The sequence below is a fragment of the Mycobacterium sp. NPDC050041 genome (genome assembly GCF_049541695.1).
Classification (GTDB): Bacteria; Actinomycetota; Actinomycetes; order Mycobacteriales; family Mycobacteriaceae; genus Mycobacterium.
In genome coordinates, this window is sequence record NZ_JBMVDG010000006.1 from 185,169 (window position 1) to 199,206 (window position 14,038).

At 70.0% G+C, this 14,038-nt stretch carries 10 protein-coding genes; 3 read left to right on the forward strand and 7 right to left on the reverse strand.

Translation table 11 applies throughout. From position 1 onward, the window contains the following. Positions 1–20: 20 nt before the first annotated feature. From ACPCHZ_RS19740 to ACPCHZ_RS19755, 4 genes are all read right to left on the reverse strand, one after another. Entirely contained in the window at positions 21–956 is a 936-nt protein-coding gene (locus tag ACPCHZ_RS19740; RefSeq protein ID WP_423486277.1) for a DUF881 domain-containing protein, read from the reverse strand. Then, positions 949–1,581: a CDP-alcohol phosphatidyltransferase family protein gene (locus tag ACPCHZ_RS19745; RefSeq protein ID WP_423486278.1), complete on the reverse strand. Its 633-nt coding sequence runs from the start codon at positions 1,579–1,581 to the stop codon at positions 949–951. Before ACPCHZ_RS19745 ends, ACPCHZ_RS19740 begins: the two co-directional genes overlap by 8 nt. 9 nt (positions 1,582–1,590) lie before the next feature. Continuing rightward, positions 1,591–3,927, reverse strand: a complete 2,337-nt coding sequence (gene secA2, locus ACPCHZ_RS19750; RefSeq protein ID WP_423486279.1) for an accessory Sec system translocase SecA2 — start codon at positions 3,925–3,927, stop codon at positions 1,591–1,593. A 97-nt stretch (positions 3,928–4,024) separates the two neighbouring features. After that, entirely contained in the window at positions 4,025–5,668 is a 1,644-nt protein-coding gene (locus ACPCHZ_RS19755) for an acetolactate synthase (protein WP_423486280.1), read from the reverse strand. 42 nt (positions 5,669–5,710) lie between these two features. On the opposite strand from ACPCHZ_RS19755, the gene ACPCHZ_RS19760 reads away from it, so the two are divergent. From ACPCHZ_RS19760 to ACPCHZ_RS19770, 3 genes are all read left to right on the forward strand, one after another. Next, entirely contained in the window at positions 5,711–7,321 is a 1,611-nt protein-coding gene (locus ACPCHZ_RS19760; protein ID WP_423486410.1) for an FAD-dependent monooxygenase, read from the forward strand. Positions 7,322–7,403: 82 nt separating this feature from the next. Continuing rightward, the gene (locus tag ACPCHZ_RS19765) at positions 7,404–9,293 is read left to right on the forward strand and encodes an ABC transporter ATP-binding protein/permease (protein ID WP_423486281.1); all 1,890 of its coding nucleotides are present in this window, start codon (positions 7,404–7,406) and stop codon (positions 9,291–9,293) included. Positions 9,294–9,348: 55 nt separating this feature from the next. Continuing rightward, on the forward strand, positions 9,349–11,262 hold the full coding sequence (locus ACPCHZ_RS19770; RefSeq protein ID WP_423486411.1) for an ABC transporter ATP-binding protein/permease: 1,914 nt from the start codon (positions 9,349–9,351) through the stop codon (positions 11,260–11,262). Here the strand turns inward: ACPCHZ_RS19770 and ACPCHZ_RS19775 are convergent. The 3 genes from ACPCHZ_RS19775 to ACPCHZ_RS19785 are packed head-to-tail and all read right to left on the reverse strand — an operon-like array spanning position 11,259 to position 13,977. Continuing rightward, entirely contained in the window at positions 11,259–12,737 is a 1,479-nt protein-coding gene (locus ACPCHZ_RS19775) for an FAD-binding protein (protein WP_423486282.1), read from the reverse strand. The genes ACPCHZ_RS19770 and ACPCHZ_RS19775 overlap by 4 nt on opposite strands. 13 nt (positions 12,738–12,750) lie before the next feature. Beyond that, entirely contained in the window at positions 12,751–13,245 is a 495-nt protein-coding gene (locus tag ACPCHZ_RS19780; RefSeq protein ID WP_423486283.1) for a VOC family protein, read from the reverse strand. A 45-nt stretch (positions 13,246–13,290) separates the two neighbouring features. After that, complete coding sequence (locus ACPCHZ_RS19785; RefSeq protein WP_423486284.1) at positions 13,291–13,977, reverse strand: TetR/AcrR family transcriptional regulator; 687 nt, start codon at positions 13,975–13,977, stop codon at positions 13,291–13,293. Between the last annotated feature and the right edge of the window lie 61 nt (positions 13,978–14,038).

A 14,038-nucleotide genomic window follows, 5' to 3' on the forward strand; every position in this document is an offset into this window, starting at 1 on the left:
GTCCGATCATCGGAGTGTGCTCACTGCTGGCCGATCTGCTTGGCGAAGCGGACATCTCGCACCGCGCCGGCAGGCAGCGACAGGTCCTCGCCCGTGCCGACCCCGACGCCGACGCCGTAGGCGGCCTCGAGCAGCCGCAGCCGCTGCAGCCCCGGGGTGCGGTCGAAGATCTCCGCCATGCTCGGCGGCCCGACCGCCAGGATCGCGTACGGGCCGGCGATCGGCTGGTTGTCCACCAGGATGCCGCCGCCGGCCTGGCGCACCGTGACGTTGGGCCCGATGCGCACCCCACCCACCGAGACCGCCTCGGCGCCGCTCACCCACAGCGAGTTGACGACCAGTTGCAGGTCGCGGTCGAGGATCACCTGCCTGCTGCCCGCCACGCGTTGCTTCGACACGTCGCTGAGGTCCTCGCCGGCGCCGGGATCGGTGATGGTCACCGTCAGTCCCGGACCGGTGACGGCGGTGGCGGCGGCGGCGAAGGTGGCCTCGTCCAGACTGCCCAGCAGCCGCCGGCCCAGTTCGTCGCCTTCGAGTCGGCTCCGCCGGTCGGCGTCCACCTGCTCGGCGAGAGCGTCGCGTTCGGCCGCCAGGCCGTCGTCGGTGGCCTGGGCCGACCGGACGCTGCCCGCCAGTACCTGCTGGGTCTCCCGGGCCGCCGGCGCCGCGGTCTGGGCCTGCGCCGCGGCGATGGCGAACACCGTGGCGACGGCGGTGGCCGCGAGGACCTGCCACGTCCACTCCGGCAGTCGGCCGCGCGGTCCCGAGTCGGCCCGGCGCGCGGCGGCCGCGGCGTACCCGGGGTCGAGGTGGTCCGACAGCAGGGACCGCAGCAGCGAGGGCACCGGGATCAGGGTCGGCCGCGCGTTGTCCGGGCCGGCCTCGTGCACGTTGCGGCCGGCCTCGGGGTCGTACCCGCCCAGGGCGCGGCTGCGGTCGGCCGGCGGGTCAGTCACCGGAGTGCACCTTCGGCATCTGTCGCAGCACCATCGTGAACTGGATCAGGTAGAGCACGGCCGACCACAGGTACAGGGCGAGACCCCAGATCAGGAAGGCCCAGCCGATCGCCAGGATCACCCTGCTCCACAGTGCATCCCACTGCCCCAGCAGCACGAGCGGGAAGCCCGACATCAACGCGAACGTCGCCGCCTTGCCGAGGTAGGTCACCGGCAGCGCCGTGAGCCCGCGTGGCCGCAGCAGCGGCAGCGTCGCCGCGAGCACGACGTCGCGTCCGATCAGGGTCAACACCACCCACCACGGCACACAGCCGTCCACCGCCAGTGCGATCGGGACGATGATCATGTAGATGCGGTCGACCAGCGGATCGAGCAGTTCGCCCAGCCGCGACGACTGGTTCGCGACCAGTCGGGCGATCTTGCCGTCGGCCCAGTCGGAGAAACCGCTGAACATCAGCACGCCGACCGCCCACGCGTAGGCATGCACCACCAGCAGCAGCCACAGGAACACCGGAACGAGCAGCAACCGCAACGCCGACAGTGCGTTGGGGATCGTCAGCACCCGGTCACGCGGCGCCGGCTTCGCTGCGCCTCTGCCCGTGTCACCCCCCGATGCCTGGGACATGGGCTAAACCTAGCGGAAAACCCCCGGCAGACTCAGCGCTGCCATCGTGTCGTCGTTCAGCGGGTTGTCATGCACCATGTACGTCCACGTCGACGTCGGCCGCGCCAGCTTGGACAGGTCCACCCCCGGCTCGTCCTCGATGGACGGGGCGGTCTCGAAGGTCTGCTGAGCGGCCTCGATCGCGTCGGCGGCCAATGAGGCGAAGGCGTCCACCGCCATCCGGTGGAACTCGTCGAGCGGATTCTGCCTGCCGAGCGCGCGCAGGTGGATGCTCTCCCGGATGTCGGCCAGGTAGGCCAGGTGCTCACACCAGCCGCGGTCCAGGTGGTACAGCATGATGAGCCGGCAGATCTCCTCGAGGCGCTCCTCGGAGAGTTGCTCGAGCAGATCCTCATAGCGTTTCGGCGCCAGCTCGGCGAGCTCTTCGCGGGCGGCGGCGGTGCGCAGCAACGTGTCCCGGCGGTCGACGATGATCGCCCGCTGCTGGGCGATCAACTGGTTGTAGCGCCACGTGTTGGCGTGCACGTCGAGCAGCCTGCCCTCGGCGACGCGCTGGGCGTGGTCGAGTAGACCGGCCGCCCGTGGCGACACGATGCGGCCGTCGTCGTCGGTCTCGGTCGGCAGCTTGCTCTTTTCCAGGTGCGAGAGCACCAGGTCGTCCTCCCAGCTGGAGAAGAACACCGACGTGCCGGGATCGCCCTGGCGGCCTGCGCGGCCGCGGAGCTGATTGTCCAGCCGCTCGGTGTGGTGGCGCCCGGTGCCGACGACGTGCAGGCCACCGAGTTCGGCCACCTCATCGTGTCCGGCTTCGTCTGAGCCGCCCAGCCGGATGTCGGTGCCGCGACCGGCCATCTGCGTGGACACCGTCACCGCGCGCAGCCGGCCCGCCTCGGCGATGACGCGGGCCTCCTCCTCGTCGTTCTTGGCGTTCAGCACCACCGCGGGCACACCGTGCTTGACGAGCTTCTCGTGCAACTCCTCGGACTCGGCGACGTCGTGGGTGCCGACGAGCACCGGCTGCCCCGTGGCGTGCACCTCGGCGATGTGCTCGACGATCGCGTCGGTTTTGGCCGCCGCGGTGATGTACACCCGGTCGGTCTCGTCCTCGCGGACGTTCGGGGTGTTCGGCGGGATCGGCGAGACGCCCAGCTTGTAGAACTGGCGCAGCTGCTCACCGGCGGCGAGCGCCGTGCCGGTCATCCCGCACACCGTGGGATAGCGGTTGACCAGCGCCTGCACCGTGATGGTGTCGAGCACCTCACCGGTCTCGGTGGTCTCGATGCCCTCCTTGGCCTCCACTGCGGCCTGCAGGCCGTCCGGCCAGCGCTGCAGCGAGGCGATGCGACCGCGCGACGCGTTGATCAGGTGCACCGCGTCGTCGCGGACGATGTAGTGCACGTCGCGCTGCAGCAGCACGTGCGCGTGCAGCGCCACGTTCACCTCGGTCAAGGTGGTGCCGACGTGCTCCTCGGAGTACAGGTCGATGCCGCCGAGGCGGGCCTCCAGCCGGCGGGCGCCCTCGTCGGTGAGGTGCACGTTGCGGCTGTCGTCGTCGGTGGAGAAGTACCGCTCGGCGTTGCGGTCGGAGATCAGCTCGCCGACCAGGCGGATGACCTCCACGCGGGGTGTCTCGCGGTGGCTGGTGCCTGCCAGCACCAGCGGCACCAGCGCCTCGTCGACGAGCACCGAGTCGGCCTCGTCGATCAGCGCGACGTCGGGGCGCGGCGAGACGAGGTCGTCGACGGTGGTCACCAGCTGGTCGCGCAGCACGTCGAAGCCGACCTCGTTGATCGAGGCGTAGGTGACGTCGCATTCGTAGGCTGCGCGCCGTTCGGCGGCGGTGGAATCGGCGGTGATCCAGCCGACGGTCAGGCCGAGCGCCTCCAGCAGCGGGCCCATCCACTCGGCGTCACGGCGGGCCAGGTAGTCGTTGATGGTGATGACGTGCACGTTGCGCCCGCCGATGGCGTAGCCGGCCGCCGCGATCGCGCCCGAGAGCGTCTTGCCCTCACCGGTGGCCATCTCGACGACGTCGCCCGCCAGCATCCGCAGCGCACCGAGGAGCTGGACGTCGAAGGGCCGCAGCCCGGTCGCGCGTTCGGCGGCCTCACGGGCGACGGCGAGGAACTGCGGGATGTCGGCGGACTCGGACAGGTTCTCGAGTTCGAGCAGTTGTGCGGCCTTGCGCAGCTGGTCGTCGTCGAGTTCTGCGGCCTTCTCGTCGAAGTCCGCCGACGTCTTGACCTGGGTCAGGGACCGGCTCTGATCCTTCTCGGTGGTGGCGCCGAGCAGCTTCCAGAACCTGCCGCTCAGGCGGCCTTGACTGCGGGTGGTCGTCTTGGGCACGTGTTCACGGTACGCGTTCGCTTCCCCCGCGAGTGTGCGTGTCCGCACGTCGACACGCCGCCCGCAGTGGCACTTCACGCACGCTCGCGGCGGGGACTCAGCCCAGGTTGGAGCGGCGGGGATAGGCGACGGCCGGATCGGTGAGCGCATTGACCACCGCGGGCAGGCCGGCCGAGAACGCCCGCTCCAACGCCGGGCGCAGTTGTTCGGGCGCGCTCACCAGTTCCCCGTGCCCACCGAGTACCCGCACCACCTCGTCGTAGCGGGTGCCCGGCCGCAGTTCGGCGACCACCGAGTAGCCGTAGAGCGCCTCCATCGGATGCTTCTCGAGCGCCCATACGCCGTTGTTGCCGATCACCGACACCACGTTCACCCCGTGGCGCACCAGGGTGTCCCATTCCATCCCGGAGAAGCCGAACGCACCGTCGCCCTGCAGCAGCACCACCTGCCGGTCGGGCCGGGCCAGCTTGGCGGCGAGCGCATATCCGGGCCCGGAGCCCAGGCAGCCGAACGGCCCGCTGTCCAGCCACGCCCCCGGCACGTAGCTCTCGATCATCCGGCCCGCGTAGGAGCCGAAGTCGCCCGCGTCGATCACCACGATCGCGTCGCGGTCGAGCAGCGGCGCCAGCTCGGCGTACACCCGCATCGGATGCAGCGGCGTGCGCATGTCGTCGAGGTCGGCCTGTTCCTGCGCCCGGACCGAGGTCTCGACCTCGCGCAGATCCGCCACCCACGCCTCGTGCTCGCCGCCGCCCGCGCCGGCCAGCGCGGTCAACGTGGCGGCGAGGTCGCCGTAGAGCGCCGCGGCCACGGCACGCGGGTGCGGACTCTTCGGTGCCGCGCGGTCGGCCACGATCACCGCGGTGTCCTCACCGAACACCGCTCCGAAGCCGAGCCGGAAGTCCATCGGCACCCCGATCACCAGCGCGACGTCGGCCTCCCGCAACGCCTTCGACCGCGCCCGGGAGAAGGCGAGCGGGTGATCGGCGGGCACCACCCCGCGTGCCATCCCGTTCATCAGCACCGGGATCCGCAGCGCCTCGGCGAGATGCAGCAGTGCCTGTTCGCCGTGTCCCCACCACACGTTGGTGCCCGCCATGACGACCGGCCGCGCCGCCCCGGCGAGCAGCGCCACCGCCGTGTCGAGCGCGGCACCGTCGGGCGGGACCGGCGCCGGGGCCTGCGTCAGCGCGCCGGCCGCAGCGGTGTCCTGGGCCGTGCCGAAGACGTGGTCCATCGGGAAGTCGACGAACGACACCCCCGACGGGGCGCCGACCGCCGCCCGCAGCGCATCGTCGACCAGACCGGCTGCCGCGCCCGCCGACTGCGCGGTCGCCGCGAAACGGCACAGCGGTGCGACGAACGGGACATGGTCGATCTCCTGCAGCGAACCCTGACCCCATCGCATCGCAGGCGCCCGCCCGCCGAGGATCACCAACGGCGACTGGTTCTGCTGTGCGGCGGCCATCGCGCTCATGCCGTTGGTGATTCCGGGCCCCGCCGTCAGCGCCGCGACGCCCGGCACCCGGGTCACCTTCGACCAGCCCTCGGCCGCGAACGCCGCGGTCTGCTCGTGCCGGGTGTCGATCAGCCGGATTCCTTCGGCGCGGCAGCCGTCGTAGATCGGGAACAGGTGTCCGCCCGACAGCGTGAACATCGTGTCGATGCCGCTGGCGCGCAGCCGCCGTGCGATCAGATGCCCGGCGTTCACGCCCTGTTCGGTCGGAGCTTCATTGCCCATGGCCGCAGCATATCGGCGGCATAGTCTCTGCCTGTGCACACAGTGAAAGACACCGAGGTACTGATCGCAGGCGCCGGACCGGTCGGGCTCACCGCGGCCATCGAACTCGCCCGCCGCGGCGTGGCCTGCCGCGTCGTCGACCCGCTTCCCGAGCCACCGCAGTACGCGAAAGCCGTTGGCGTGCAACCTCGAACACTCGAGATCTTCGAGACGATGGGGATCCTGCGCGAAGTCCTGAACGCGGGCACCGAGATGCGCGGCCAGATCGTCCACGTCAACGGCGAGAAGGTGACGCAGCTCGATCTGACACTTCCCGGCGACATCCCGTTCGCCTTCCTGTGCATCCCGCAGTACGCCACCGAGCGCATCCTGGCCGAGGAGGCGCGCAGGCGCGGTGTGGAGGTGCGTCGCGGCGTGCGCCTGACCGCCTTCACCCAGGACGCCGACGGCGTGAGCGCCACACTCGCGGGGCCGGACGGCGAGATCACGCTTCGCGGCGCCTATCTCGTCGGCGCCGACGGCGCGCACAGCGTGGTGCGCAAAGGACTGGGGCTGACCTTCGAGGGCGCCGCGTTCGACGAGCAGTACATGCTCGGCGACGTCGAGGTCGACTGGTCGCAGCCGCCCGGTTACGCGATCCGGGCGATGCACCAGACCGACGGCACGACCGACGACCTACTGGTGTGCATCCCGTTGCCGGGCCGCAACCGCTACCGCATCTCGATGCTGGTGCCCGACGAGCTGGCCGCAGCGCCCGCCGACGGAGTGGCACACGGCTTCGAAGGTGGCCGCAGGCCTGAGCTCGGGCACCTGCAGGCGGTCCTCGACCGGTTGGCGCCCGAGCCGACCACGGCCCGCAATCTGCGGTGGTCGTCGGTGTTCCGGATCAGTCACCGCATCGTCGACGCCTACGGCCGCGGGCGGGTGTTCGTCGCGGGCGACGCCGCCCACATCCATCCGCCGACCGGCGCCCAGGGAATGAACACCGGCATCCAGGACGCCCACAATCTGGCGTGGAAGCTGGCGCTGGCCGTCGGCGGGCACGCCGCCGCCGGACTGCTGGACAGTTACGACGCCGAACGCAGGCCCGTCGGCGAGGAGGTCGTCGGCCGCACGGTGCGCAGCGCCCGCGAGGGCATCGGCGCCGACGCGCACGACCCGAACCACATGGTGCTGCGCGAGGCCCAGTTGCTCATCGACTACGCCGACAGCCCGCTCGTCGCCGCCGCGGGCGGGGTGACGTCCTCGGCCGTCGGCGCGGGCCGCCGGGCACCGGACGCGGCCCGCCTGCGCCGCGCGGTGGTGGCGGGCCCGGTGCGGCTGTTCAGCCTCTTCGGCGCCGACCACACCCTGCTCTGCTACGCCGACGGCAACGCGGGCGGCGCCGAGGTGGCGGCGTTCGAGGCGGCCGCCGACGCCGCGGTGCGGGCCGCGCACGGCCGGCTGGACGCGTACCTCGTGGCGGCGCCGACCGCCGACGTCGAGACCACCGTGCTGCCGCTGCTCCGCGACGAGGACGGCGATTTCGCGCGCAGCTACTCCACGGCGGGCACCTCGATGTTCGTGGTGCGACCGGACGGCTACCTGGGCTACGCGTGCCACGGCATCGACACCGCGGCACTCCTGTCACACCTGGGCAACACCTTCGCCTGACGGTGCGTCACCTCCCCGGTACCGGTGCCGGTCTGCGGTAGCTTCGCGCTGACCGGCCTGCGGCCGAGGGAGGTACCGCCGGATGGACACCGCGACGTTCAGCCCGTCGATCGACTGGAGCGTCGAACCCGTCCATTCGGCCCTGTGGGTGCTGGCGGTCTTCGTCATCACCGCGGCGGTGCTGGTCGTGGTGGCCGCGGTGATCGGACGCGCCACCGTGTGGGGCCGCCAGTTCGTCCGCATCACCGGTGACTACTTCACCGGCAGGAAGAGCGTCCCGGCGTGGGCGATGCTGGCCGTGCTGCTCCTGCTGACCATCGTCTCCGTCCGCATCAGCATCCTGCTCACCTACTACGCGAGAGATCTGTTCACCGCACTGCAGGTGGCCTTCCAGACCGGTTCGGCCACGGGCGCGGGCGCCGCAGGGGTGCAGGGTTTCTGGTCGACCATGGTGGTGTTCGCGGTGCTCGCGGTCTGTTTCGTCATCCGATTGCTCGCGGACCTCTACGTGACGCAGCGGTTCATCATGCGGTGGCGAATCTGGTTGAGCCGTCGTTTCATTCATCGCTGGCTCGACGGATTCGCGTATTTCCGTATGCAGTTCGGGCGCCAGCCGGTCGACAACCCGGACCAGCGCATCCAGGCCGACATCGACATCTTCACCACCGGCACCGGCGCCGAACCGAACAATCCCGCCTACACGTCGAGTTACGTGCTGGTGTTCGGCGCGGTGGAGGCGGTGCTGTCGGCGGTGTTCTTCGGCATCATCCTGTGGGAGCTGTCCGGACCGCTGAGCTGGCTGGGCGTCACCGTACCGAGGGCGCTGTTCTGGATCGTGCTGGCGTACGTGCTGGCGGCGACGGTGATCGCGTTCGTCATCGGCAGGCCGATGATCCGGTACAGCTACGTCAACGAGTTGCGCAACGCCAGCTTCCGGTACGCGCTGGTGCGGTTGCGCGACGCCGGCGCGGCCGTCGGGATGTACCGCGGGGAGCACGTCGAGCGGCGACTGCTCGACGGCCGGCTGTCGGCGGTGATGGACAACTACCGGCACTGGCTCAACCGGATGATGCTGTTCATCGGGTGGAACACCTCGGCCAGCCAGGCGATCAACCCGCTGCCCTACATCGTGCAGGCGCAGCGGCTGTTCGCCCAGCAGATCACCTTCGGTGAGGTGATCCAGTCGGCGCAGGCGTTCGGCGCCATCCACGACTCGCTGTCGTTCTTCCGCAACGCCTATGACAACTTCGCCAGTTACCGCGCGGCCACCATCCGGCTCGACGGACTGGCCCGGGAGAACCGCAACGCCGCGGCGGGCGGGCGGGTGGAGGTGTCCGACGCCCGCGACGGCTCGTTGGCCGTCGACGACGTCGAGGTGCGCACCCCGGAGGGCGGGGCGCTGATCCGCGACCTGTCGCTGCAGCTCGAACCGGGTGACTCGCTGGTGGTCAGCGGCCCGTCGGGCATCGGCAAGACGGTGCTGCTGCAGAGCCTGGCAGGGATGTGGCCGTTCGCGTCCGGGACCGTCGACCTGCCGGGCGGCAGGGACGGGGCGATGTTCCTGCCCCAGCTGCCCTACCTGCCCCTCGGCGACCTGCGGGCGGTCGCGTCCTACCCGAACGACGCCGACGACCGCGACATCCAGTCGGTGCTCGCGCGGGTTGCGCTGTCCCACCTGGTCATCCGGCTCAACGAGGTCCGCGACTGGTCGAAGGTGCTGTCTCCGGGGGAACAGCAGCGCGTCGCGTTCGCCCGGGTGCTGCTGACCCGGCCCGGCGTCGTGTTCCTCGACGAGTCGACCGCGGCAATGGACGAGGGTCTGGAACTGATGCTCTACGAGTTGTTGCGCACAGAACTCCCCGACGCGATCCTGGTCAGCGTCAGTCACCGCAGCACGGTGGCGCGGCTGCACCGCCGGAGGCTGGAACTGGTCGGCGGCGGCCGCTGGCACCTCAGCGCCACGCCCGGTTGACGCGTCCAGGACCACTCCCCACAGCCGCTCGCGGTACCTTGCCCGGATGGACGGAATGTTCGTGCCCAGCCTCGACTGGAGCAACGAGTTGTGGGCCTCGCTGGAGTGGGTCGCCAAGGGGTGGCTGTACGCCGCGCTGAGCACCATGGTGATCCTGGTGCTGATCGCCAGACTCACCACGTGGGGCAGGCAGTTCTGGCGCGTCACCAGCGGCTATTTCACCGGTCCGGACAGCGTGGTCGTGTGGGCCTGGCTGGCGGGACTGTTGCTCCTGGTCATCGCCAGCGTGCGGCTGTCGGTGCTGTTCTCGTTCCAGGGCAACGACATGATGACGAGCTTCCAGGTGATCGCGGCCGGCGTCGGTGCGGGTGACGATGCGGTCAAGGAGTCCGGCGCGGACGGCTTCTGGATGTCGCTGACCATCTTCGCGATCCTCGCCGTGATGAACATCGCGTTCATCGTGCTCGACCTGTTCGCCGCGCAGCGGTTCATGCTGCGCTGGCGCACCTGGCTGACCGACCAGCTCACGGGCGACTGGCTGGAGGGCAAGGCGTACTACCGCTCCCGGTTCATCGACGACACCATCGACAACCCGGATCAGCGCATCCAGGCCGACATCGACATCTTCACCACGGGGGTGAACTCCCAGCCGAACACGCCGGGCAACACCTCGACCTCCACCCTGCTGTTCGGCGCCATCTCCGCGATCGCGTCGATGTTCGCGTTCACCAAGATCCTGTGGGACCTCTCGGGGCCCATCACCCTGCCGGTCATCCAGTACGAGCTGCCGCGGGCGATCTTCTGGATCGGCATCGTCTACATCGTGGTCGCCACCGTCGTCGCCTTCGCGATCGGCAGGCCGATCATCCGGCTGTCGTTCAACAACGAGAAGTTCAACGCCATTTTCCGTTATGCGCTGGTGCGCCTGCGTGATGCGTCGGAGGCCGTGGCGTTCTACCGCGGTGAGCTCGCGGAGCGCAGCGGACTGCGGCGGCGGTTCACGCCGATCGTGGAGAACTACAAGAAGTACGTGAACCGGATGGCCGGCTTCCTCGGTTTCAACTTCGCGATCACCCAGAGCCAGGAGGTCATCCCCTACCTGGTGCAGTTCTCCCGGTTCTACGACGGCGAGCTCACCCTGGGCCAGCTCACCCAGACGGCGGGCGCGTTCCGCGAACTGCTGACCGGGTTGTCCTTCTTCCGCAACGCCTATGACAACTTCGCCGGTTACCGCGCTGCCATCATCCGTCTGCACGGACTGGTGGTCGCGAACGAAGAAGGTCGCGCGCTGCCCGAACTCGACCGGGCGGACAGCGGCGACGGCACCGTGCAACTCGACGACGTGGAGGTCCGCACTCCGGACGGCCGGCAACTGGTCAACCCACTGGATCTGCATCTGGAGCCCGGCGACACGCTGGTGGTCACCGGCGAGTCCGGCAGCGGTAAGACCACACTGCTGCGCAGCCTCGCCCAGCTGTGGCCGTACGCCTCGGGATCGATCTCGTGCCCCGACGAGGCGAACGAGACGATGTTCCTCTCGCAGCTGCCCTACGTGCCGCTCGGTGACCTGCGGACCGTCGTCTCCTACCCCGGCGAGGCGGGATCGCTCGACGACGCGCGCCTGCAAGAGGTGCTGGCGCAGGTCGCGCTGCCGCACCTGGCCGAGCGCCTCGACGAGGTGCAGGACTGGGCCAAGGTGCTCTCGCCGGGTGAGCAGCAGCGCATCGCGTTCGCCCGGATCCTGCTGACCGCGCCGAAGGCGGTGTTCCTCGACGAGTCGACGTCAGCGCTCGACGAGGGGCTCGAGCTGATGCTCTACCAGTTGGTGCGCCGTGAGCTGCCGGACACGATCGTGGTGAGCGTCAGTCATCGCAGCACGGTCGAACAGCACCACGCGAAGCAACTGCAGCTGCTCGGCGAGGGTGAGTGGCGGCTCGGCGACACCGAGAAGGATCCCGCGCCGGTCTAGCGGCGGGCGGCGTGCGCCCCGGCACGCCGGCCGAAGAACGAGCCCTCGCCCAGCTGCGTGCCGCTGGAGTAGCCCTTACCGTCCTGGGCGATGTTCGACGCGCACGCCCCCGCGGCGTAGAGGCCCGCGACCGGCGAGCCGTCCTCGCGCAGCACTTCGCCGTCGAGGGACACCGCGAGCCCGCCCATGGTGAACCCGGAGTACATGGCCCGGCCCAGCGACAGGTCGAACGCCGCCCACGGTCCGCTGGTCTGCGGCGCGACATAGTCCGGGTGCTTGTGGAAGTCGGGATCCTCACCGCGCGCAGCGTTCTCGTTGTAGCGCTGCAGCGTCGCGGCGAGGTGGCCGGACGGGATCTCGAGCGCCTGCTCCATCTCCTCGATGGTCTCCCAGCCGTCGATGAACTTGATCAGCGGCATCGCGGGCATCTCCATGTGGGCCTCGTCGACGACGAGATAGGCGATCTGATCGGGCTGTTCGAGGACGTACGCCGACGTGCGGGAGTGATAGGAGTCCTCGGCGACGAACCGCTGGCCGTCCTGGTTGACGATGACGCCGGTGAGCAGGATTTCCGGCGGATAGGCCGCGGCGGTGATGAACAACTGGTCGAGGTTCTCGGCGACTCCCCCGGCCGACACCCCGAGCCGGATGCCGAGGCCGTCGTCGTTCGGGTTGCCCAGGATGTAGGGCTCGACCAGTCCGTGGTGCTTGGTCTTTCGCTTGTGGCCGAGGGCGGGGGTGTGCTCGGCGACCATCTCGGGATTCATCGCGAAGCCGCCCGCGGCGATCACCACTGACTTGGCCCTGCTCGCGCCGGTCTCGGTGAAGTGCTTCCACGTCGCGCCGACCACGGCGCCGTCGGCCATGACGAGGTTCGTCGCCCCGGTCTCGTAGCGGATCTCGACGCCGAGTTCGTCCGCCCGCTTGAGCAGCAGGTCGATCACCATCGCGGCGCCGCCGAGCTCACCGGGGACGGGCACCGAGTGGCCCCGCGGGGAGGGCACGGCCTGCTCGGTGAACGGCCACACCTTCTCGTTGCCGGTGTAGGACAGGCCCTCGGTCCCGGGCGGGACGACGACCTTGCCGGGGTAGAAGCTGCGCTCGAACTGGAAGCCGAGGTCCTCGAGCCAGGTGAAGTGCTCGACGCTGCCCTCGCAGTAGGCGCGGATCTTGTCGTGATCGGGCTCCCGCGACACCGCGACGAGGTACTTGTACATCTCCTCGGCGCTGTCGTCGTGGCCGGTCGCCTGCTGTACCGCGGTCCCGCCGCCGAGGTAGAAGTGACCGCCCGCCATCGACGTGGTGCCACCGGCGGCCGCGGCGCGCTCGAGCACCAGCACCCTGGCGCCGGCGGCGGCGGCGCTGACCGCCGCGCATCCGCCCGCGATGCCGAAGCCGATCACCAGGACGTCGACGTCGTCGGACCAGTCCGGCACGTCCGCGGCGTCGACGGTCTGGGGAATCTCGGTTGTCACTGCTGCTCCTGTTTCACTGCTGTTGTTGTCGGACGTAGTCGAAGAACTGGCGGATCTCGTCGGGGATGTGGGCGATCTCGACGTAGGGCACGCCGGACCGCTCGTCGGAGACGTAGGCGAAGCGCATGCCGCCGGGCATGACGCCCTGCGCGGCGACGGTCGCGCCGCCGTCGGCGGCAGCCACCACCGCGGCGTCGAATGCGGCCTCGTCGGCGACCTCGACGCAGACGTGGTGCAGGCCCGGTCCGCACCGGTCGAGGAATTCGGAGTACACGCTGTCGCCGGTACCGGGGGCGATCAGCTCGAGTTGCAGCTCGCCCGCGTAGCTCAGGGCGATGTCCGCGGTGTAGTCCGCGGGCCGTCCGCGGTGCGTGCAGGTGTCCGGACCGAAGTGCACGCCGGGCATCCGCACCCACTTCCGGGCGCCGAGCAACGCCGACAGGCTGCGCTCGGTCGCGTCGAGGTCGCCGGTGACCCACGCGAGCTGGACAGGTGTCTGATTGAGCATCGAGTCGAGAATATCGCCGGTGGCGCCCGGTGGCTAGAACGTGTTCTAGTTTTGGCCGGTCATCTCGTCGACCAGCAGTCCGAACTGCGCGTCGAACAGCAGGGCCGGCCGGGTGAAGGTGTCGGATCCGTACTGGCCGAACACCTCGAGGTTGATCGCCCCGACCAGTCCGGCCCACAGGGCGATGCACCGGACCACCAGCGCGTCGGTGCCCTCGAACCCGAACTCCGCGCGGAGTCCGTCGAAGTCGGACGACAGAGATTGTGGGACAACATCTTCCGGCATGCCGATCTCCCCCGCGGCGACACCTTCGGCGACGGTGTCGAACAGCGCCTGCACCACCCTCGAGCCGGGGAGGACGGTGCGTTCGGCCGGGGCGTGGTAGCCGGGCACCGGACTGCCGTAGAGCAGTGCCCACCGCGACGGCTGATCGACCGCCCACTGCCGCGCCGCGCCACCCATGCCGAGCAGGCGGTGGCGGGAGGACGCGACCAGGACGGTACGTGCCCGGTCGACGGCGTCGGCGAGTTCGGAGTAGGCGTCGACCAGGAGAAGGGTCAGCAACTCGTCGCGGCTCGCGACATAGCGGTAGACGGCGGACGACACCATGCCGAGGTCTCGGGCGATCGCGCGCAGCGACAGCCCACCCGGGCCGTGGGTCTCCAGATGCCTGCGCCCGAGCGCGACGATCTGCGCCTCGATGCGGTCGCGTGACTCCTGGCGTTTACCCACGGGGCCAGTGTGACACAACCGAGAACAGTGCTCTTGCTTTGCGGCGGTTTCGGTGGCACTG